The 20,181-nt window shown below is 59.8% G+C and carries 18 protein-coding genes; 7 read left to right on the top strand and 11 right to left on the bottom strand.

All coding sequences use genetic code 11. The features are described from left to right. Positions 1 to 92 precede the first annotated feature (92 nt). Both hexR and BLL42_RS14460 read left to right on the top strand, forming a co-directional pair. Entirely contained in the window at positions 93 to 959 is an 867-nt protein-coding gene (gene hexR / locus BLL42_RS14455; protein ID WP_008027445.1) for a transcriptional regulator HexR, read from the top strand. Between the two features lie 187 nt (positions 960 to 1,146). Beyond that, positions 1,147 to 1,359, top strand: coding sequence for a PA3496 family putative envelope integrity protein (locus tag BLL42_RS14460; protein WP_071552711.1), 213 nt, complete (start codon positions 1,147 to 1,149; stop codon positions 1,357 to 1,359). Here the strand turns inward: BLL42_RS14460 and BLL42_RS14465 are convergent. Continuing rightward, positions 1,301 to 2,263, bottom strand: a complete 963-nt coding sequence (locus BLL42_RS14465; protein ID WP_071552712.1) for a LysR family transcriptional regulator — start codon at positions 2,261 to 2,263, stop codon at positions 1,301 to 1,303. The two genes, BLL42_RS14460 and BLL42_RS14465, sit on opposite strands and share 59 nt — an antisense overlap. Positions 2,264 to 2,452: 189 nt before the next feature. On the opposite strand from BLL42_RS14465, the gene BLL42_RS14470 reads away from it, so the two are divergent. After that, positions 2,453 to 3,868, top strand: a complete 1,416-nt coding sequence (locus tag BLL42_RS14470; RefSeq protein WP_071552713.1) for an acetyl-CoA carboxylase biotin carboxylase subunit — start codon at positions 2,453 to 2,455, stop codon at positions 3,866 to 3,868. Between the two features lie 11 nt (positions 3,869 to 3,879). Further along, a complete protein-coding gene (gene oadA, locus BLL42_RS14475) occupies positions 3,880 to 5,703 on the top strand; it encodes a sodium-extruding oxaloacetate decarboxylase subunit alpha (protein WP_071552714.1) in 1,824 nt (607 codons plus the stop codon). Between the two features lie 345 nt (positions 5,704 to 6,048). Here the strand turns inward: oadA and BLL42_RS14480 are convergent, their stop codons facing one another. From BLL42_RS14480 to BLL42_RS14490, 3 genes are read right to left on the bottom strand one after another with little or no spacing between them, the layout of a single operon-like run. Next, a complete protein-coding gene (locus BLL42_RS14480; protein ID WP_071552715.1) occupies positions 6,049 to 6,720 on the bottom strand; it encodes a GNAT family N-acetyltransferase in 672 nt (223 codons plus the stop codon). Positions 6,721 to 6,737: 17 nt separating this feature from the next. Beyond that, positions 6,738 to 7,184: a GNAT family N-acetyltransferase gene (locus BLL42_RS14485; RefSeq protein WP_071552716.1), complete on the bottom strand. Its 447-nt coding sequence runs from the start codon at positions 7,182 to 7,184 to the stop codon at positions 6,738 to 6,740. Between the two features lie 2 nt (positions 7,185 to 7,186). Continuing rightward, positions 7,187 to 7,816, bottom strand: a complete 630-nt coding sequence (locus BLL42_RS14490; RefSeq protein WP_071552717.1) for an FMN-binding negative transcriptional regulator — start codon at positions 7,814 to 7,816, stop codon at positions 7,187 to 7,189. Between the two features lie 90 nt (positions 7,817 to 7,906). On the opposite strand from BLL42_RS14490, the gene pdxR reads away from it, so the two are divergent. Further along, complete coding sequence (gene pdxR / locus BLL42_RS14495; protein WP_071552718.1) at positions 7,907 to 9,451, top strand: MocR-like pyridoxine biosynthesis transcription factor PdxR; 1,545 nt, start codon at positions 7,907 to 7,909, stop codon at positions 9,449 to 9,451. A 149-nt stretch (positions 9,452 to 9,600) separates the two neighbouring features. Here the strand turns inward: pdxR and BLL42_RS14500 are convergent, their stop codons facing one another. From BLL42_RS14500 to BLL42_RS14525, 6 genes are all read right to left on the bottom strand, one after another. Beyond that, the gene (locus BLL42_RS14500; RefSeq protein WP_071552719.1) at positions 9,601 to 10,701 is read right to left on the bottom strand and encodes a polyamine ABC transporter substrate-binding protein; all 1,101 of its coding nucleotides are present in this window, start codon (positions 10,699 to 10,701) and stop codon (positions 9,601 to 9,603) included. Positions 10,702 to 10,713: 12 nt separating this feature from the next. Continuing rightward, a complete protein-coding gene (locus BLL42_RS14505; RefSeq protein WP_071552720.1) occupies positions 10,714 to 11,745 on the bottom strand; it encodes a histone deacetylase family protein in 1,032 nt (343 codons plus the stop codon). A gap of 219 nt (positions 11,746 to 11,964) precedes the next feature. Beyond that, complete coding sequence (locus BLL42_RS14510; protein ID WP_071552721.1) at positions 11,965 to 12,957, bottom strand: AraC family transcriptional regulator; 993 nt, start codon at positions 12,955 to 12,957, stop codon at positions 11,965 to 11,967. Positions 12,958 to 13,078: 121 nt separating this feature from the next. After that, complete coding sequence (locus BLL42_RS14515) at positions 13,079 to 14,083, bottom strand: asparaginase (RefSeq protein ID WP_071552722.1); 1,005 nt, start codon at positions 14,081 to 14,083, stop codon at positions 13,079 to 13,081. A 97-nt stretch (positions 14,084 to 14,180) separates the two neighbouring features. Further along, positions 14,181 to 15,632 (bottom strand): alanine/glycine:cation symporter family protein, encoded by a 1,452-nt coding sequence (locus BLL42_RS14520; protein WP_071552723.1) that lies wholly within the window; start codon positions 15,630 to 15,632, stop codon positions 14,181 to 14,183. Positions 15,633 to 16,095: 463 nt separating this feature from the next. Next, positions 16,096 to 17,520 (bottom strand): aspartate ammonia-lyase, encoded by a 1,425-nt coding sequence (locus tag BLL42_RS14525; protein WP_071552724.1) that lies wholly within the window; start codon positions 17,518 to 17,520, stop codon positions 16,096 to 16,098. A 180-nt stretch (positions 17,521 to 17,700) separates the two neighbouring features. On the opposite strand from BLL42_RS14525, the gene BLL42_RS14530 reads away from it, so the two are divergent. Continuing rightward, positions 17,701 to 18,609, top strand: coding sequence for a LysR substrate-binding domain-containing protein (locus BLL42_RS14530; protein ID WP_071552725.1), 909 nt, complete (start codon positions 17,701 to 17,703; stop codon positions 18,607 to 18,609). 13 nt (positions 18,610 to 18,622) lie between these two features. Here the strand turns inward: BLL42_RS14530 and BLL42_RS14535 are convergent, their stop codons facing one another. After that, on the bottom strand, positions 18,623 to 19,276 hold the full coding sequence (locus BLL42_RS14535) for a hypothetical protein (protein ID WP_129586955.1): 654 nt from the start codon (positions 19,274 to 19,276) through the stop codon (positions 18,623 to 18,625). Between the two features lie 412 nt (positions 19,277 to 19,688). Between BLL42_RS14535 and purE the strand changes: the two genes are divergently transcribed. Then, positions 19,689 to 20,180, top strand: a complete 492-nt coding sequence (gene purE / locus BLL42_RS14540; RefSeq protein ID WP_019694319.1) for a 5-(carboxyamino)imidazole ribonucleotide mutase — start codon at positions 19,689 to 19,691, stop codon at positions 20,178 to 20,180. Position 20,181 lies beyond the last annotated feature (1 nt).

The following is a 20,181-nucleotide window of genomic DNA, read 5'->3' on the forward strand; positions in this document are numbered from 1 at the left end:
TACGCATTGAGCAGGCAAAAAGCCGATTCATGTAGTATAACTACAAGCTTGCTACATCCCCGGCGCCAGCCCATAACAATGAGTCCTGCCCTTTGAACCTGTTGCAACATATCGCCCAGTCTCGCCACCTGTTACGCAAATCGGAACTCAAGGTTGCCGATCACGTGCTGCTTGACCCTGCGGCTGTGATGCACAGTTCCATGGCCGATCTTGCCCACAGTGTCGGCATCAGCGAGCCGACCATCGTGCGTTTCTGTCGTGCTATCGGTTGTTCGGGTTTTCAGGACTTGAAACTGAAACTGGCGCAAAGCCTGGCAGCGGGGGCGAGCTTCGGGCAGTTCGCGATTCACGAAGACGATTCGGTCGCCGACTACAGCCTGAAAATCTTTGACACCACCCTGCACACCCTGATGGAGGTTCGCGAGAAGCTCGATCCGGTGGAGTTACAGAGGGCTGTGTCGCTCATGTCCCAGGCCCAGCGTGTCGAGTTCTACGGCTTCGGCGCGTCCGGCGCCGTTGCAGCGGATGCCCAGCACAAATTTTTCCGTTTGCTGCTGACCGCAGCAGCTTATTCCGACCCGCACATGCAGGCGATGTCGGCGGTCACGCTGAAACCGACGGACGTGGCGATCTGCATTTCCCAGTCTGGCCGCTCCAAAGATCTGTTGATCACCGCCAACCTGGTGCGTGAAAGTGGCGCTTCGCTGATCACGTTGTGCCCGAGCCAGACCCCGTTGGCCGAGCTGTCGACCGTCAACCTGGCGATCGATGTGCACGAAGACACCGAGATCTACACGCCGCTGACTTCGCGCATCGCTCACCTGGTGGTGATCGACGTATTGGCCATGGGCGTGGCCATGGCGCGCGGGCCGAGCCTGGTCAACCACCTCAAGAGCGTCAAACGCAGCCTTCGCAGCCTGCGCCTGTCGCCCAAGTCGGTGAAAGCGCTGGACGATTGATTCAAACGATCGCAGCCTGCGGCAGCTCCTACGGGAGTACACATTGCCCGTGTAGGAGCTGCCGCAGGCTGCGATCTTTGCTTTTAACTGCGTTGATAACTTTCACATCCCTGTAACCCACCCGCCGCCAAACCGTCATCCCCCGCGCCTATCTTGAAACTCCCGTACTCGCCTTGGGAGACTCGAAATGGCCCAGCACTACGAAGAACGCAACAGCGCAGTCAAAACCCGCCGTCAGCAAGAAGACCAGCGCCGCATGGCGTTTCGCCGCGCGATTGAAGATCGATGCGAGCACCGCCAGCTTCTGGCCGAGATTGGCGACTTTCCCGACGCAGCCGAACTCAACTACTGGCAGGCAACACCGGCAGCTTCGCGTCGAAACGCTCAACCAGCGCGCTGATCTGCACCCGTTCACTGCGGATAAATCCCAGGAACGCATGCGCTACCGGTGACAGGCGTTTGGCTTTGGCCTGCACCAGGCACCAACTGCGGTACAACGGCAGTTCTTCGACCGGCAGCTCCTTGAGCGCGCCGGTCGCCAACTCCAGGTTCAGGGCGTGGCGCGTCAACAAGGCCAGGCCCAGACCCGCCACCACGCATTCACGCTGGGCTTCGGCCGATGCCACTTCCACGGTCTGGGTGAAGTGCACGCGCTTTTCTTTGAAATATTCTTCGCAGGCCAGTCGTGTCCCGGAGCCCGGTTCGCGCAAGAGCAGCGTGTAGGGTTCCAGATCCTGCAAGCGCAGTGGTCCCATGTGGCACAGAGGATGATCCGGTGGTGCGACGGCAACGATCGGGTTGTTGAGGAAGGGCAAGAACTCCAGGCCCATGTCCTGCGGCACCATGGACATGATCACCAGGTCGTCGCGGTTGTCGGACAGGCGTCGAATCGCCTGGGCGCGGTTGACCACCGTCAGGTGCAGGTTCACTTCCGGGTGCTGACGCTTGAAGGCGGCAAACAAGTGCGGTACGAAGTACTTGGCGCTGGATTCCACCGCCAGTTTCAGCTGACCTTGCAGCGAGCCTTGCATGTCCGAAAGCTGCATATCGAGGTTTTCCAGGCGCCCGAAAATATCCCGGCTGGCGCGCTGTAACGCTTCAGCCGCTTCGGTCATGTAGAGTTTTTTGCCGACGTAATCGAATAAAGGCTGGCCAATCAGCTCTTCAAGCTGACGAATCTGTAGGCTGACGGCCGGTTGTGTGAGCGACATTTCGTCGGCTGCGCGGCTATAGGAGCGTAAATCGCAGACTTCATTGAAGATCTGAAGCTGGCGCAATGTCATACGCATCAAAGACTTACGCATTATCTAGAGACTCTGGTCATAGGCGGGTCGTTCAACTATAAGTCTTTGCTTATACCTAACCCAATAATTATTGATTTTTGTTAATCCCTTGAGCGGGCTAGTGTGACTACGCGACTGGCTTGAAACATTTAGTCACGCGCCGACCCAGTCCAAGGTCGTGGGTAGCAACCGGCTCAAGGGAACCTCCAAGTGATAAAAAAGATCCTGATTGCCAACCGTGGTGAGATTGCCGTACGAATCGTACGTGCCTGCGCCGAGATGGGCATTCGTTCGGTCGCGATCTATTCCGACGCTGATCGCCATGCGTTGCATGTCAAACGCGCCGATGAAGCCCACAGCATTGGTGCCGAGCCACTGGCAGGCTACCTGAACCCGCGCAAGCTGGTGAACCTGGCGGTGGAAACCGGTTGCGACGCGTTGCACCCAGGTTATGGCTTTCTTTCGGAAAACGCCGAGCTGGCGGATATCTGCGCCGAGCGCGGTATCAAATTCATTGGCCCATCGGCGGAAGTCATTCGCCGCATGGGCGACAAGACCGAAGCCCGCCGCAGCATGATCAAGGCCGGTGTGCCGGTCACGCCGGGCACTGAAGGCAACGTTGCCGACATCGCCGAAGCCCTGACCGAAGGCGATCGCATCGGTTACCCGGTGATGCTCAAGGCCACCTCCGGTGGTGGCGGTCGCGGGATTCGTCGCTGCAACAGCCGCGAAGAATTGGAACAAGCCTTCCCGCGAGTGATTTCCGAAGCGACCAAGGCCTTTGGTTCGGCGGAAGTCTTTCTCGAAAAATGCATCGTCAATCCCAAGCACATCGAAGCGCAGATCCTCGGCGACAGCTTCGGCAACGTGGTGCACCTGTTCGAGCGTGATTGCTCGATCCAGCGTCGTAACCAGAAACTGATCGAGATCGCCCCAAGCCCGCAACTGACGCCAGAGCAACGCGCCTACATCGGCGACCTGTCGGTGCGTGCAGCCAAGGCGGTGGGTTACGAGAACGCTGGCACTGTGGAGTTCCTGCTCGCCGAGGGCGAGGTGTACTTCATGGAGATGAACACTCGGGTGCAGGTGGAACACACCATCACCGAAGAAATCACTGGCATCGACATCGTCCGTGAGCAGATCCGCATTGCGTCCGGTCTGCCTCTGTCGGTGAAACAGGAAGACATCCAGTACCGCGGTTTCGCGCTGCAATTCCGGATCAATGCCGAAGACCCGAAAAACAACTTCCTGCCGAGCTTTGGCAAGATCACCCGTTACTACGCACCCGGCGGTCCCGGCGTCCGTACCGACACGGCGATCTACACCGGTTACACCATTCCACCGTTCTACGACTCCATGTGCCTGAAACTGGTGGTCTGGGCATTGACCTGGGAAGAGGCAATGGACCGTGGCTTGCGCGCCCTCGACGACATGCGTCTGCAAGGGGTCAAGACCACCGCCGCCTATTACCAGGAAATTCTGCGTAACCCGGAATTTCGTAGCGGTCAGTTCAATACCAGCTTCGTTGAAAGCCACCCAGAACTGACCAACTACTCGATCAAGCGCAAACCCGAAGAGCTGGCCCTGGCCATCGCCGCCGCCATCGCCGCCCACGCAGGCCTGTGAGGAACAAAACAATGTCCAAGACCCCTTCTTCTAAAAAAATACATGTCACTGACACAATCCTGCGCGACGCTCACCAATCGCTGCTCGCGACCCGCATGCGCACTGACGACATGCTGCCGATCTGCGACAAGCTCGACAAAGTCGGCTACTGGTCGCTGGAAGTCTGGGGCGGCGCGACCTTCGATGCCTGCGTACGCTTCCTCAAAGAAGACCCGTGGGAGCGTCTGCGCAAATTGCGTGCGGCGCTGCCTAACACCCGTTTGCAAATGCTCCTGCGCGGACAGAACCTGCTGGGCTACCGTCACTACAGCGACGACGTGGTCAAGGCCTTTGTCGCCAAGGCCGCCGTGAACGGCATCGACGTCTTCCGCATCTTCGACGCGATGAACGACGTGCGTAACCTGCGGGTGGCCATCGAAGCGGTAAAAGCTGCCGGCAAACACGCCCAGGGCACTATCGCCTACACCACCAGCCCGGTGCACACCATCGAGGCGTTCGTGGCGCAAGCCAAGCAAATGGAAGCCATGGGTTGCGACTCCGTGGCGATCAAGGACATGGCCGGCTTGCTGACCCCGTACGCCACTGGCGAACTGGTCAAAGCGTTGAAATCCGAGCAGTCGTTGCCGATATTCATCCATTCCCACGACACTGCGGGCCTGGCCGCGATGTGCCAACTGAAGGCCATCGAAAATGGTGCCGACCATATCGACACCGCAATCTCCAGCTTCGCTTGGGGCACCAGTCACCCAGGCACCGAGTCGATGGTTGCCGCCCTTAAAGGCAGCGAGTTCGACACCGGCCTGAGTCTGGAGCTGCTGCAGGAAATCGGTTTGTACTTCTACGCCGTGCGCAAAAAGTACCACCAGTTCGAAAGCGAATTCACCGCCGTCGACACCCGCGTGCAAGTCAACCAGGTGCCGGGCGGGATGATTTCCAACCTCGCCAACCAGTTGAAAGAGCAGGGCGCGCTGAACCGCATGAGCGAAGTGCTGGCCGAAATCCCGCGGGTTCGCGAAGACCTCGGTTTCCCGCCGCTGGTGACCCCGACTTCGCAGATCGTCGGTACTCAGGCGTTCTTCAACGTGTTGGCCGGTGAGCGCTACAAGACCATCACCAACGAAGTGAAGCTCTACTTGCAGGGTGGCTATGGCAAGGCACCGGGCACCGTCGACGAGAAACTGCGTCGTCAGGCGATCGGCAGCGAAGAGGTGATCGATGTTCGTCCTGCTGACTTGATCAAGCCGGAAATGACCAGGCTGCGCGGCGAAATTGGGGCGCTGGCCAAGTCCGAAGAAGACGTGCTGACCTATGCGATGTTCCCGGACATCGGGCGCAAGTTCCTTGAAGAGCGCGAGGCCGGCACCCTGACTCCAGAAGTGCTGTTGCCGATTCCAGAAGCCGGTGGCGTGACCTCGGCGGGCGGCGAAGGTGTACCGACCGAGTTCGTCATCGACGTTCACGGTGAAACCTACCGCGTCGACATCACTGGTGTGGGCGTCAAGGCTGAAGGCAAGCGTCACTTTTACCTGTCCATCGACGGCATGCCGGAAGAAGTGGTGTTCGAGCCACTCAATGAATTCGTCAGCGGCGGCAGCAGCAAGCGCAAGCAAGCCAGCGCGCCAGGCCACGTCAGCACCACCATGCCAGGCAACATCGTCGATGTGCTGGTCAAGGAAGGCGATAGCGTGAAAGCCGGCCAGGCGGTGCTGATCACCGAAGCGATGAAGATGGAAACCGAAGTGCAATCGGCCATCGCCGGCAAAGTGACTGCCATCCACGTGGCCAAGGGCGACCGGGTCAACCCGGGCGAAATCCTGATCGAGATCGAAGGCTGATTTAACAGCCTCGACTGCAACACTTTTACCTCGGGGGAGCATGTGCTCCCCTTTTTTTTGTCCGCTGTTGTCAGTGTTTTAGAAACTCACCCGCCACTGACCCATCACGCCATTTTCGTGGCTGTTGCTGCTCATCTCACCGTTGGGGTTTCGAATGGGGGTTGTGAAGGTTCGTCGTTTTATCAACCGAGACTAGAGGTGACCTTCCGGCTGGTTGATTTGGGTGCGCGCCGATCTACTACGAGAGTTAGCCCGCGATGGCCATCGGTATCTACACATCTCTGATGACCGCCAAATCTCCCGTAGGAGCTGCCGCAGGCTGCGATCTTTTGCTGTCAGGGGCTGTTATCCCCGGCACTCCACCAACGTTTTCACCTGCCCCGAATCCGTCTGGTTCTCATCAGACAGCCACTGCTCAAACCCCGCGCCAATCGCCGGCCACTCCGAATCCAGAATCGAATACCACGCGGTGTCGCGGTTCTGGCCCTTGACCACCATGTGCTGGCGGAACACGCCTTCGAAGCTGAAGCCCAGGCGTTCGGCCGCGTACTTGGAGCGGGCGTTGCCGTTGTTGCATTTCCATTCCAGGCGACGGTAGCCCAGGGCGAACGATTCTTTGGCCAGCAGGTACACCGCTTCAGTGCTTTTCGGTGAGCGCTGCATTGGGGCGCCGAAGGTGACGTGGCCGATTTCGATGCGGCCCTGGGCCGGGACGATCGACATCAGGCTGAGCATGCCCTGCACGTCGCCGCTGGTGCGGTCGATCACGCAGAAGAAATACGGATCGCTGTTGGCGGCATGGTTGTTCAGCCAATCATTGAATACGCTGCGCTCCGGGAAGGGGCCGTAAGGCAGGTAATCCCAAAGCTTCGGGTCGGCGCCCGGGCCTTGCAGGGCTTTGAACAGACCGTCGGCGTGACGCGCCGGGTCGAGTTTTTCCAGGCGAATGAAGCGCCCTTCGATCAGTTGAACCGAGGGCGCCGGAACGCCTTTCCAGTCTGCGAGTGAAGTCGACATGCTGTTCTCCTTGAACCTTAAAGGCCTTTGCGAAACTGAATGAAGCCGGGGCGTTCGGCGATGCGCTCGTAGAGCTGGATCGCGGTGGCGTTGGTTTCATGGGTCAGCCAATGAACCTTGCAGCAACCGTCGGCCTTGGCCGTGGCGTAGACGAATTCGATCAGCTTGCGGCCGACACCGGTGCCGCGGGTTTCGGGCGTCACCAGCAGGTCTTGCAGGTAGCAGGAGTTTTCGATGCTCCAGTTCGAGCGGTGATAGATGAAATGCACCATGCCCACCGCTTTGCCATCGGCCCAGGCGAGGGCGGCGTGGGTCGGCTCGCTCGGGTCGAGGAAACGTTGCCAGGTGCTGTGGCTGACGGCCTCTGGCAGCTCGGTGTTGTAGAAGCGCAGGTAGGCTTGCCACAACGGCAGCCACGCTGCGTGGTCGTCGGCGGTAACGCGGCGAATCTCGATCTGACTCATGATCATTCCTTTGGCATCAAGTGGGCGAGGGCCTGGTCGCGCAGGTCGGGGCTGGCAGTCAGCCCTTCGCGCACGCCGGCGATATCTGCGGTACTGCGGTTCTGACTGAGCTTGCGCTTGCCTTCCAGGCGCTGGATGGGCAGGGCGAAGCCGACGATGGCCTTGAGCATGCCATCGATGTAATGGGCTGGCGCATCGTCGACTTTCCACGGCTTGGCGCGGCTGGCTTCATGGCGATCGGTCAGGGCGCTGACCAGGTTGCGCAGGCGATGAGCGTCGCTGAACACTTCGGCGCTGCCATAGACGTGCACCGCCACGTAGTTCCAGGTCGGCACGACTTTGCCGTGGTCAGCTTTGCTGGGGTAGAACGACGGGCTGACGTAAGCATCGGCGCCGGCAAAAATCACCAACGCTTCGGCACCGGCTTCCAGTTCCTGCCATTGTGGATTGGCCCGGGCCAAGTGCCCATAAAGGGTCCCGTTAGGGCCTTGTTCCGGGCTTAGCAGCAGCGGCACATGGCTGGCCTGCAAGCCTTGTTCGCCATGGGTGACCAGCACGGCCAGGCGAGTGTCGAGGATCTGCTGATGCAGGGCGGGAAGGTCTTCGATGGCAAATGCGCTGGGGGTATACATGGAAATTTTCCTTGGCGAATGTCTGCATCCTAGGCAGGCTATTGGTCTGTTGTAAGAGCCATTAATGACCAATTTCATGGGTCCATTCTGATGAGCAATCCGTCGCTGTCCTTGTCATTCAACCCGGCCGGTATCGAACTCGATCGTCGTCAGGGCTTGAGCCGTCAGCTCTACCAGGCATTGCGTGTGCGCGTACTCGACGGTCGTCTGGCCAGCGGCACGCGCTTGCCAGCCAGTCGCGATCTGGCAGCAGCGTTGTCGATTTCCCGCAATAGCGTGGTCCGTGCCTACGACCAACTCTACGCCGAAGGTTTCATCGAAGGGCGGGTCGGTGATGGCACTTACGTGGCGCAATTGCCACCCACCGTGCTGCCCACGAAAAAACTATCCACAAAAGTATCCACAGGGTTTTCAACAGGCTTACCCACAGGGTTATCCACAAATTGGCTGGATTTACCTGTGGTTACATCCAGTAAAGTTATCCACAGAGGTGCTCTGGAGCGGGTCGAGAAGCATCATTTGGCCAGGCCGCCGAGTGGTCCGCCGAGGGCTTTTCGGGTGGGTGTGCCGGCCTTCGATCTGTTCCCGTTCGAGGTTTGGGCCAAGCTGAATGCGGCTTTCTGGCGAAAACCGGATTTACAGCAGCTGTGTTACGGCGCGCCCGAAGGTGACGAGCGTTTGCGCGGGTTGATCGCGGCCTATTTGCGCAGTTCACGCGGCATGCAGTGCAGCGCTGAGCAAATTGTGATCACCAGTGGCGCACAGCAGGGGATTAGCCTTTGTGCACAGCTGCTGGTGGAGCCCGGCGATGGGGTGGCTGTGGAAAACCCCGGCTATCGCGCGGCCGGGCATGCCTTCGCCGTGGCCGGGGCGCGTTTGCATGGGGTTTCGGTGGACAGCGACGGCATCGACTGCGCCGAACTGGCGGAATTGAGCGACTGCCGATTGGCTTATGTCACGCCGTCTCATCAGTATCCGACCGGAGTCATCATGAGCCTGGCCCGGCGTCTGGAGTTGCTCGCCTGGGCCGAGCGCACTGACGGCTGGATCATCGAGGACGACTACGACGGCGAGTACCGCTACAGCGGCGCACCGTTGGCGCCCTTGGCGGCGTTGGATCGACAGGGTCGGGTGCTTTACGTCGGCACCTTCGGTAAAGTCGCGTTTCCGGCGTTGCGTCTGGGCTATCTGGTGTTGCCGATGGGCCTGGTAGAGGCGTTTGCCCAGCGTCGCGCGGTGGACGTGCGCCATTCCGAGGTAGGCACTCAGGCGGTGATGGCCGAGTTCATGGCCGCCGGGCACTTTCAGCGGCATATCCGCCGTATGCGGCGTGCGGCGTTGAGTCGCCGCAACACCTTGTTGGCCGGCTGGCCTGTGGATATCCCCGGCGTTGGCAGCCTGCCGAATGTCGCGGCGGGGCTGCACTTGACGGTGGCGGTCGACACACAGGCCCGAGAACGTGAATTGATCGAAGCCGCCGCCAGCGTTGATGTCGAGATCAATGGCCTGAGCAGTTATTGGCTGCCGGAATCGAGCATCCCGCTGGATCAGCGCGCCGGCCTGGTGCTGGGGTTCGCGGCGGTGCCCGAGGAGGCGATCCGCGCAGCGCTCGGGCGGTTGAAAAAGGTCTGGTGATGCTCATGTCTGGAGGACTGAGTCGCCGTCATTGCTTTAAGACACAACCCGGCGCGGTGTGGGAACTAATTGAGAACGCCCCCTAACTACCAATAGGCAAAAAAAGACCCGCACACGTGCGGGTCTTCGGTTTGAGTGGCGTGAGTGTTTCAGGTCCCGGACTTGATCTTGGTCCAGGCCCGGGTCCGCGCCCGTTCGGCATCACGCGGCAGCGGTTGCAGGGTGTAAAGCGTGTTCATGGCCGCTTCGGTCGGGTACAGGTTCGGGTTGCTGCGGATCGCCGGGTCGACCAGCTCGGTGGCGTCCTTGTTCGGGTTTGGGTAGCCAACAAAATCGCTGACCGGCGCGATGGTTTTCGGTTGCAGCAAGTAGTTGATAAAGGTGTAGGCATCTTCCGGGTCTTTCGCTCCTTTCGGGATCGCGAGCATGTCGAACCAGATCGGCGCGCCTTCCTTCGGCAGACGCATGTCGACGATCACCCCGTTCTTGGCTTCCTTGGCGCGGTTGGCGGCCTGGGAGAAGCTGCCGGAGTAACCGACGGCCACACAGATATCACCGTTGGCGATGTCGGCCATGTACTTGGATGAGTGGAAGTAGGTGATGTACGGACGAATCTTCATCAGCAACGCTTCAGCCTTGTCGTAGTCCGCAGGCTTTTTGCTGTTCGGGTCCAGGCCCAGGTGTTGCAGGGCCAGCGGCAATATCTCCGACGGCGAGTCGAGCAGGGCCACGCCGCACTGTTTGAGCTTGCTGATGTTCTCTTCCTTGAAGATCAGGTCCCAGCTGTCCACGGGTGCGTTGGTGCCCAGCGCCGCCTTGACCTTGTCCGGGTTGAAGCCGATCAGGATGGTGCCGTACATGTACGGCACGGCGAATTTGTTGCCCGGATCGTTGGCCTCGATCAGCTTCATCAGCTTGGGATCGAGGTGATTCCAGTTCGGCAGTTTGCTGCGGTCCAGCGGTTGGAATACCCCGGCTTCAATCTGCTTGGCGAGAAACACGTTGGACGGCACCACCACGTCGTAACCGGAGTTGCCGGTGAGCAGCTTGGCTTCCAGCGCTTCGTTGGTGTCGAAAATGTCGTAGACCAGCTTGACCTTGGTGTTCTCGGCCTTGAAGTCTTCAAGAGCTTTGGGGGTGATGTAGTCGAACCAGTTGTAGACCCGCAAGGTGCGCTCTTCAGCGTGCACGGCGCCGCTGAGGACTGTGGCGCAGAGAGCTGGGGCGATAAAACGCTTGAGTTGATTCATTGTTCTAATTCCTCATTGGGCGCTTTTGAAACCTTCGAGAACGTTCACGGCATTGATGCCGATTTCTTCTACCGCGTAGCCGCCTTCCATCACGAACAGGGTCGGCTTGCCGAGGGCGCCGATGCGCTCGCCCATCGCCAGGTAGTCCGGGCTGTCGAGTTTGAACTGGGAGATCGGGTCGTCCTTGAACGTGTCGACGCCCAGAGACACGACGACGATATCGGCGCCGTAGCGTTCGATCTCTTTGCAGGCCTGTTCCAGCGCGGCGCTCCAGCTGTCCCAGCCTGAACCTGCGGGCAGAGGGTAGTTGAAGTTGAAACCTTCACCCGCGCCTTCGCCGCGCTCATCTTCGTAACCGAGGAAGAACGGAAATTCGGCTTCCGGGTGGCCGTGGATCGAGGCGAACAGCACGTCGCTGCGCTGATAGAAGATCGATTGGGTGCCGTTGCCGTGGTGGTAGTCGACGTCGAGGATCGCAACTTTCTGGTGACCTTGATCGAGGAAGGCCTGGGCGGCGATGGCGGCGTTGTTGAGGTAGCAATAACCGCCCATCAAGTCGCTGGCAGCGTGATGTCCCGGTGGCCGGCACAGGGCAAACGCGCTGCGGGCGCCGCGCTGGATCGCGGCCTGGGCGGTCAGCGCGACTTGCGCCGCGCTATACGCCGCTTGCCAGGTGCCTGCGGTAATCGGTGCGCCGCCGTCGAAGCTGTAATAGCCGAGCTGGCCATGCAGGCTTTTCGGGATGACCGTGCGCAGGGTGCGCGCCGGCCAGGTGTACGGCAGCAAATCGCCGTCGCGTTCGAACTCGGTCCAGCGCTGCCAGGCGCCTTTGAAGAAGGTCAGGTAATCGTCGCTGTGAATGCGTTGAATCGGTCCAGGACCAAAGTCCTGCGGCGCTTCGACTGGACCCAAATCGCGATGCTGCACACGTTCCAGTACGTGGTCGGCCCGCGAGGGCATTTCGAAGCAGGGCATCAATTGCCCGTCCATCAATTCGCAGCGTCCGTGGTGCAGGTGGTGATCGTCCGAGTAGATCGTCAGCATTTTCTTGTTCTCCGCAGGCTGATTCGGTTGAACACAGTCTTGCGGCGCGCGGAGTTTCAGAGAACGGCAGGAAAGGCCAAAAGGGGATAGATATGGCCAGAGTGTTTGACCGAAATTCGCCCCTGAATGGCGTAATCCGAAAAGATCGCAGCCTGCGGCAGCTTCTACAGAGAATGCATACCTATGTAGGAGCTGCCGCAGGCTGCGATCTTTTGATCTTCAAGGCCGGAACTGACTCGGCGCCACTCCACTCCAGCGCACGAAGGCATGGCGGAAACTCGCGGTCTCGCTGAACCCCAGCGCCTCGGCAATGCGGTAGATCGGTAGCTGATCCTCATAGAGCATTTGTTTGGCCTGCTCGAATCGTAATTCGTCGAGCAATTCCTGATAGCTGCAACCCAGGTCCTTGAGGTGCCGGCGCAAGGTCCGCGCCGAGCAGTTCATCTGTGCGGCCAGACCTTCAAGGCCTGGCGCGGCGTCGAGTTGGGCGGTGAGCAGTTGGCGAATCCGTCCCAGCCACGCCTGGCGGCCGGTGAACTCAGTGTTCTGCTTGCGACAGCGTTCGGTCATGGCCTGATGAGTGATGATGTCGGCCAGCGGCAAGGGCTGGTCCAGCCACTGTTTGTCGAAGGCGAAGGCGTTATCGGTGCAGTCGAAGTGCAGTGGGCAATCAAAGTGCGTTGCATAGCTGGCCTGATAATCCGGTGCCGAATGTTCGAAGCGAGCACCGAGTAGCGGCAGTGGATGGCCGAGCAGGTCGTCGCAAATGACTTTCAGCGAGACCAGGCAGAACTCGGCGTTGAACACCGCCAGCGCCGGGTTCTCCCGGTAATCGGCGGCCACGAACCAGATGCGCTCGCCATCGTTTTCAAGGCTCAACTCGAAAAGTGTTCCCAACAGCGCCGGATAACGAATCGCCAGACGCAAAGCGTCACCGAAGGTGGCACTGGTGAGCAACGCATAACCGAGCATGCCGTAGGACGAAACGTGCATCCTCCGGCCCAGCTCCAGGCCGACATCACGCTTGAGTGCGACCGCGTTGGCGCAGACCTGCATCTCTTGGTTGGTGGTGATTCGCGTGTCCGCCCGGCTCAAATCCGCCGCGCTGATGCCACTGCCGGCCAGCAGCGCCTCACTTGAAAGCCCATCGGCCTTGAAGGCGTCGAGCACCAGGGATACGGCGTTGAGGGTCGTGAGGTGGGAGTGGAGCATGGGCGATTCCAGCCTTTGGGTGGCTGGAAAGGAGCAAGTTGTGTGCCGCTGGGTACAGATCGTTCCCACGCAGTGGGGTCAGTTCACAGAGCGTGGGAACGATCAGCAGTATGGAGTGCTGTCAGCTGAGTTCGCCGCAAAGGTCGAGTTCTACAAGCCGCCGAACCTCTGCCGTATCCAGTTCTGCACCCAACAGCGCATGCAATTTGCCAAACGCTGCTTCACGGGTCATTCCGCCGCCGGACAATACGCCCACGCCACGCAAGCGGCTGCCCGCCTCGTAGACGTCCAGCTCGACACCACCTTCATGGCACTGAGTGATCGCGACCACCACCACGCCTTTGTCCCGCGCCCGCGCAAGGCTGGCGAGAAAATCGGGGTTATCACTCGGCCCGGTGCCGCTGCCGAAGCATTCCAGCACCAGACCCTGGACGCCGCTGTTCAGCATGCCATCGAGTTGTTCCGCACCGATGCCGGGGAACAGTGGCAGCACGCCGACCTTGGCCAATTGCTTGCTCTGACGATACTCAAGCGCCGCCGGCAGAGCAGGCGCTTTGACGCCGCCGCCCTGGCGTTGCAGGCGAGCAAACGGGTGCCGACCGAAGCTGCGAATCTTCGCGCAACGGGTCGGGTCCAGCCGCTCGCCGTGGAAGTACAACTGCACGCCCGGTGCCAGGCCTTGGCCGAGGGCAACCAGCGCACCGCTGAGGTTTTCCCAGGCATCGCTGTCAGGCACGCCGGCCGGCAGCATGGAGCCGGTGAACAGCACCCGTGCGTGCAGGCCGAGCAATTGAAAACTCATGGCGGCGGCGCTGTAGGCCAGGGTGTCGGTGCCGTGCAGGATCAGCACGCTGTCGCAGCCGTCGACCTCGACCGCTTCGACGACTGCGTCGCGCAGGCGCTGCCAATAGGCCGGGGTCATGTTGGCGCTGTCGATCAGCGGAGTCATCTCGCGAAAGCGCCAATTCGGCACGATCAGCTCGGGTTGGCTGTGCAGGTAGTCGCGCATCCGGGCTTCGAAACCGGACGCCGGGGCCAGACCGTTGGCGCTGGCTTGCATGCCAATGGTGCCACCGGTGTAGAGCACCATGACGTGCTGCGCAGCGGGATAAGTTGCGGGATTCATGTGGGGTCTCCTGAACGATGACAGCGTACGGCCGAGCATGACGCTGGCCGCACGATGTGTCACGTCGGGCGCAAGGGATGCGCCCGGTTTTAACCAATCAGCGTTGCGCTGCGGTCACGCCTTGCGGCTCAGCTTCGGCTTTTGGAGCGGCGGCTGGCGGGTTGGCTGGCCAGGCTTTCAGGTCCAGGTCCAGGTCCGGGAATTTGCTCGAATCGAACACTGGCGTCTTGATGCCCGCCGCACGCTGGTCATCGTAGTCACGCAGGATACGCATACCGACCTTGAACAGCAGGAACAGCGCGATCAGGTTGACGAACGCCAGCATGGTCATGGTGATGTCGGCAAACGCGAACACCGTGCTGAGGTTCTCGATAGCACCCCAGAAGATCAGCACCAATACCAGCGCGCGATAGCCGATCAGCACCTTGCGGTTTTCACCGATCAAGAAGCGCAGGTTGCTTTCGCCGAGGTAGTAGTTGTAGAGGATCGAGGTGAACACGAACAACGCCAGCGCGACGCTGATGAACATCCGGCCCCATTCGCCGACTACCGCTGCCAGGGAGTTCTGGGTCAGGGCGATGCCGTCACCTTCGAAGCCTGGAGTGTAGAAACCCGACAACAGAATCAGCAATGCGGTGCAGGTGCAGATCACGAAGGTGTCGAGGAACACGCTGAACGCCTGAACCACGCCTTGTGCGACCGGGTGCTCGACCGAGGCCACAGCGGCCACGTTCGGTGCACTGCCCAGGCCCGCTTCGTTGGCGAACACGCCACGCTTCACGCCCATGATAATGGCGCTGCCGATCAGGCCGCCGAAGGCCTGGTCCAGACCGAAGGCGCTTTTGACGATGGTCATCAGCATGCCTGGCACGTGATCGAATTGCAGCACGATCACGTACAGGGTCACGGCGATGTAGACCAGCGTCTTGACCGGCACCAGCAGGTCAGCGATCGCCGCGATGCGCTTGATCCCGCCGACGAACACCAGACCCAGCAATACGGCCAGACCGAGACCGGTGTAGGTGGTGTCGAGGCCGAAGGCGTTGTTCAGCGAGTGAGTCACGGCATGGGCTTGCAGGCCGTTGAAGGCGAAGCCGAAGGTGACCAGCAGCAGGAATGCCATGACCATCCCCAGCCAGCGTTTCTGCAGGCCGTGCTGGATGTAATAGGACGGGCCGCCGCGGAACTGGCCTTCGGAGTCGCAGCGCTTGTAGAGCTGGCCGAGGGAGCATTCGAAGAAGCTGCTGGACATGCCGACCAGTGCGGTCACCCACATCCAGAACACCGCGCCCGGACCGCCGAGGGTCACGGCGATGCCGACACCGGCGATGTTGCCTGCGCCGACGCGGCCGGCAAGGCTGAGCATCAGTGCCTGGAAGGAGCTGAGTTGACCGGCGCTGCTGCGCAGGCTGTCGCGGAAGACCGAAAACATGTGGAAAAAGTGACGCAGCTGAACGAAACGCGAGCGGATCGTGAAGTAGCTACCGAGCCCGACAATGAGCACGATCAGTACTTTCCCTGAGAGGAAGTCGTTAATGACTTCGAGCATGGAGTATTCCTCGCTATTTTTTGTGTAGGCAAATGCTGGTCGGTCAGACACATCGCGTTACACCAGTCTGCGCAGGGCACAACAGGTGGGGCGAAGTTCGTCCCGGTTCCATATCGCGGGTTTGTTATTAGTTCGGGTTTCGCATGGGTTTGGGTCTCGTTACCGACGACCGCTCACGCGAAGAGGGGCGGCACTATACCTATCAGTGCGGCGTCCGTCTGCACGGTTGTGGTGCGAACGATGAAACGAAGGCCCTCTGGATCAAAAGATCGCAGCCTTCGGCAGCACCTGCAGGTGTATGTCAGTCCCTGCGTAGGAGCTGCCGAAGGCTGCGATCTTGGCGGCACTGGGCATCGATGGAATCCGGAAAATGCTGAAAAAAAAGGGCCTGGAGAATCATCTCCAGGCCCTCAAAAGGTGAGAGGTGTCTAGTCCCTCAACCTGGTGAGCAGAAACTACAGCGTTAGGCCTTCAGTGGTACCAGACGCGGAGCAATCATGTTTTCCGGGCGCAGGATATCGGCGAGCATGGCGTCGTCGAGCAAACCTTCTTCGCGCACCAGTTCCAGCACGCCGCGGCCGCTTTCGAGGGCGATACGGGCGATGCGGGTGGCGTTCTCATAGCCGATGTACGGGTTCAGCGCGGTCACCAGACCGATCGAGTGCTCGACCAGTTCGCGGCAGCGGGCTTCGTTGGCGGTGATACCGACGATGCAGTGCTCGCGCAGCATGTCCATGGCACGTTGCAGCAGGCGGATCGAGTCGAAGATCTTGAAGGCGATCAACGGCTCCATCACGTTCAGTTGCAGCTGGCCGCCTTCGGCCGCGATGGTCAGTGCCAGGTCGTTACCGATGATCTGGAACGCCACCTGGTTAACGGCTTCCGGAATAACCGGGTTGACCTTGCCTGGCATGATCGAGCTGCCTGGCTGACGCGCTGGCAGGTTGATTTCGTTGATGCCGGTGCGTGGGCCGCTGGACAGCAGACGCAGGTCGTTGCAGATCTTCGACAGCTTGACCGCGGTACGCTTGAGCATGCCGGAGAACAGCACGAAGGCGCCCATGTCGGAAGTGGCTTCGATCAGGTCGGCGGCCGGTACCAGCGGTTGACCGCTGATCAGTGCCAGACGCTCAACGGCCAGGTGCTGGTAGCGCGGGTCGGCGTTGATGCCGGTGCCGATCGCGGTACCGCCCAGGTTCACTTCGGTCAGCAGTTCCGGTGCCAGTGTCTTCAGGCGTGCCAGGTCTTCGCTCAGGGTGGTGGCGAAGGCGCGGAATTCCTGACCAAGGGTCATCGGCACAGCGTCTTGCAGCTGGGTACGACCCATCTTCAGAACGTGGCTGAATTCTTCACCTTTGGCAGCGAACGACTGGATCAGGCTGTCGAGGCTGGCGAGCAGGGCGTCGTGACCCAACAGCAGACCCAAACGGATGGCCGTCGGGTAGGCGTCGTTGGTCGACTGCGCCATGTTCACGTCGTTGTTCGGGTGCAGGTATTGGTATTCGCCCTTGCTGTGGCCCATGGCCTCCAGCGCGATGTTGGCGATGACTTCGTTGGCATTCATGTTGGTTGAAGTGCCAGCGCCGCCTTGAATCATGTCCACCACGAACTCTTCGTGGAAATCGCCGCGGATCAGACGGGCACACGCTTCGCTGATGGCAGCGTGCTTGACTTCGCTCAGGTGACCCAGCTCGCGGTTGGCGTCAGCAGCAGCCTGCTTGACCATTGCCAGGCCCACAACCAGCTTCGGGTAATGCGAAATCGGAACGCCGGAGAGACGGAAGTTATTCACCGCTCGCAGGGTCTGGATGCCGTAATACGCTTGAGCGGGTACTTCGAGTACGCCAAGCAGGTCTTTTTCTGTGCGGAAAGATGCAGCGGAGGACATGATAGAAATCATCTCGATATGGACCCGGTCTGTGCCGGAACGCTGCGAATGCTAGGCTTGTGGAAAATTTTGGGCCAATGCTGTTAAGCACTGCCCTATGCACATTCGGCATAATGCCCGTGTGACGCCGTGTGTACGGCGAGCGTGTGACCTAAATTGGTGCGTGTCCGGGAGGGCGTGATGAATCTGGAAAGCAAATGGCTCGAGGACTTTAGTGCCCTGGCCGCCACCCGCAGCTTTTCGCAGGCCGCCGAACGGCGCTTTGTGACTCAGCCGGCATTCAGTCGGCGGATCCGCAGCCTGGAAGCCGCGCTGGGGCTGACTCTGGTCAATCGCTCGCGCACGCCCATCGAACTGACGGCGGCGGGTCAGCTGTTTCTGGTGACGGCTCGCACGGTGGTCGAGCAACTCGGCGAAGTGCTGCGGCATTTGCATCACCTTGAAGGCGGGCAGGGCGAAGTGATGCAAGTCGCTGCCGCGCACTCCCTGGCCCTGGGCTTCTTTCCGCGCTGGATCGCGCAACTGCGTAATGAAGGCCTGAACATCGCCACGCGGCTGGTGGCGACCAACGTGGGCGATGCCGTGCATGCGCTGCGCGAAGGCGGCTGCGATCTGATGTTGGCGTTTTACGACCCGGATGCGGCCATGCAAATGGACCCGGAGATTTTCCCGTCACTGCACTTGGGCGATACCGAAATGCTCCCGGTCTGCGCGGCGGATGCCGATGGCAAACCGCTGTTTGACCTCGAAGGCGAGGCCAGCGTGCCGCTGTTGGCCTACAGCGCCGGGGCATTTCTCGGGCGTTCGGTGAACATGCTGCTGCGCCAGCGCGCGCTGCGTTTCACCACCATTTATGAAACCGCCATGGCCGACAGCCTGAAAAGCATGGCACTGGAAGGGCTGGGCATCGCCTGGGTGCCGCAACTCAGCGTGCGCGCCGAATTGGCGCGCGGTGAACTGGTGGTCTGCGGTGGCCCGCAATGGCACGTGCCGCTGGAGATTCGCCTGTACCGCTGCGCGCTGGTGCGCAAGGCCAATGTGCGGTTGTTGTGGCGCAAGCTGGAAGGCGGGACAGCGGGAAGTAATTGATGGAGCGTTTATGTCACGGGGTGTCAGCCAGGAAGTTGTTGATGCGTGCACGGTTGGGATCGGTATACACAAAGCAGCTGGAGTAAAGAGGATTCACTTTGGGGATCATGAACGTTTCACACAGCCAGCCGTTGTATCTGATTTCAGAAAGTTCGTGCTGCGCAGTAAGCATGTGCCCTACTTCATGACCGACTATTTGTTGGCTGGCCACAGTGGCGAGCCCGAACTGTTGGCCCTCAGCTGTAATACCTAGTGTATGGCTATTCATCCAGTCGTTGGTGAGCAGCAGGAACTTTGTTGTTCTGCCAAATGGAAGGTTGTTATTGTCGCGGTAATGTTCTCCAAGCGCCTTCCATCCATCATATGAAGTCTGGTTTTCGCCCCTGTACACGTAGGAGGTATAGGGTGGAGTCTTACGGATAAACTTTACGGATACGTCACGGCCTGTTGCAATTTTCAACTCTTTGACCATCGGTAGAAAATGCGCTGGGTAAATCGACTGGAATCTCGATTCGGGAACATCATCGTGTACAAATGCAAAAATGAATATCGGCCGTTTTCCCATGGGAATAGTAACCAGGCTTCTGGGCTGAACGGATGGATCGGAGGGCCAGGGTGTTTCGTCCTTGACGACGGTTGCGTAGGTCGTTTGATTGATCAGCGGCATTAACAGCATCGAAAGTACAAGTTTGAATATTGGCGACATCTAACAATCTCACATTTATTAATATTAATGTTTTGGGTGGGCGTGTGAAAACACTGCGGATATTAATAGCGGTTATTAAATAATTTGTATGGGTGAGTTATGTATCACAAGGTGTGGAATACTGAGTTCACTGGAGAGTGAATAAGAGATGTTTTTTCTCTGACCTTTGAGTCAGTAAATCTGTCGGATTCTGGCCGAAATCAGTCATGTGACAGATGGTCGTCCAGGGGGCTGTTTATCGGTATCTTTACGGTATACTGCGCGGCCTTCGGCCGGTTCGCCCGGCCATAATTCGTACATTCAAGCCACGCATTTCGCGTGGCTTGTTGTTTTTTGACGCGCCTGCGGGCGCCCAGAGAGAAGAGGCACGACGATGAGTGCACTGGTTGGCGTGATCATGGGCTCCAAGTCCGATTGGTCCACCCTTAGCCACACCGCCGATATGCTGGAAAAGCTCGGCATCCCTTACGAGGTGAAAGTGGTCTCTGCCCACCGCACCCCGGACCTGCTGTTCCAGTATGCCGAAGAGGCCGAGGCCCGTGGCATCGAGGTGATCATCGCCGGTGCCGGTGGCGCGGCCCATTTGCCAGGCATGTGTGCAGCCAAGACCCACCTGCCGGTGCTAGGTGTGCCGGTGCAGTCATCGATGCTTTCGGGTGTCGATTCACTGTTGTCGATCGTGCAGATGCCAGCGGGCATCCCGGTTGCTACCCTGGCCATCGGCAAGGCCGGCGCGATCAACGCCGCGCTGCTGTCGGCGAGTATCCTGGGCGCCAAGCACCCGCAATTCCACGCAGTGCTGAAAACCTTCCGTGCTGAGCAGACAGACAGCGTCCTGGACAATCCAGACCCACGCATTGCCTGAG

It is taken from the genome of Pseudomonas frederiksbergensis (assembly GCF_001874645.1).
In the GTDB taxonomy this organism is placed as follows: domain Bacteria; phylum Pseudomonadota; class Gammaproteobacteria; order Pseudomonadales; family Pseudomonadaceae; genus Aquipseudomonas; species Aquipseudomonas frederiksbergensis_B.

Coding starts and splice junctions, on each gene's coding strand:
- BLL42_RS14460 (WP_071552711.1), top strand. CDS start 1,147: ATGGCCCAGCACTACGAAGAACGCAACAGCGCAGTCAAAACCCGCCGT.
- BLL42_RS14465 (WP_071552712.1), bottom strand. CDS start 2,263: ATGCGTAAGTCTTTGATGCGTATGACATTGCGCCAGCTTCAGATCTTC.
- oadA (WP_071552714.1), top strand. CDS start 3,880: ATGTCCAAGACCCCTTCTTCTAAAAAAATACATGTCACTGACACAATC.
- BLL42_RS14480 (WP_071552715.1), bottom strand. CDS start 6,720: ATGTCGACTTCACTCGCAGACTGGAAAGGCGTTCCGGCGCCCTCGGTT.
- BLL42_RS14485 (WP_071552716.1), bottom strand. CDS start 7,184: ATGAGTCAGATCGAGATTCGCCGCGTTACCGCCGACGACCACGCAGCG.
- BLL42_RS14490 (WP_071552717.1), bottom strand. CDS start 7,816: ATGTATACCCCCAGCGCATTTGCCATCGAAGACCTTCCCGCCCTGCAT.
- pdxR (WP_071552718.1), top strand. CDS start 7,907: ATGAGCAATCCGTCGCTGTCCTTGTCATTCAACCCGGCCGGTATCGAA.
- BLL42_RS14500 (WP_071552719.1), bottom strand. CDS start 10,701: ATGAATCAACTCAAGCGTTTTATCGCCCCAGCTCTCTGCGCCACAGTC.
- BLL42_RS14505 (WP_071552720.1), bottom strand. CDS start 11,745: ATGCTGACGATCTACTCGGACGATCACCACCTGCACCACGGACGCTGC.
- BLL42_RS14510 (WP_071552721.1), bottom strand. CDS start 12,957: ATGCTCCACTCCCACCTCACGACCCTCAACGCCGTATCCCTGGTGCTC.
- BLL42_RS14515 (WP_071552722.1), bottom strand. CDS start 14,083: ATGAATCCCGCAACTTATCCCGCTGCGCAGCACGTCATGGTGCTCTAC.
- BLL42_RS14520 (WP_071552723.1), bottom strand. CDS start 15,632: ATGCTCGAAGTCATTAACGACTTCCTCTCAGGGAAAGTACTGATCGTG.
- BLL42_RS14525 (WP_071552724.1), bottom strand. CDS start 17,520: ATGTCCTCCGCTGCATCTTTCCGCACAGAAAAAGACCTGCTTGGCGTA.
- BLL42_RS14530 (WP_071552725.1), top strand. CDS start 17,701: ATGAATCTGGAAAGCAAATGGCTCGAGGACTTTAGTGCCCTGGCCGCC.
- BLL42_RS14535 (WP_129586955.1), bottom strand. CDS start 19,276: ATGCCGCTGATCAATCAAACGACCTACGCAACCGTCGTCAAGGACGAA.
- purE (WP_019694319.1), top strand. CDS start 19,689: ATGAGTGCACTGGTTGGCGTGATCATGGGCTCCAAGTCCGATTGGTCC.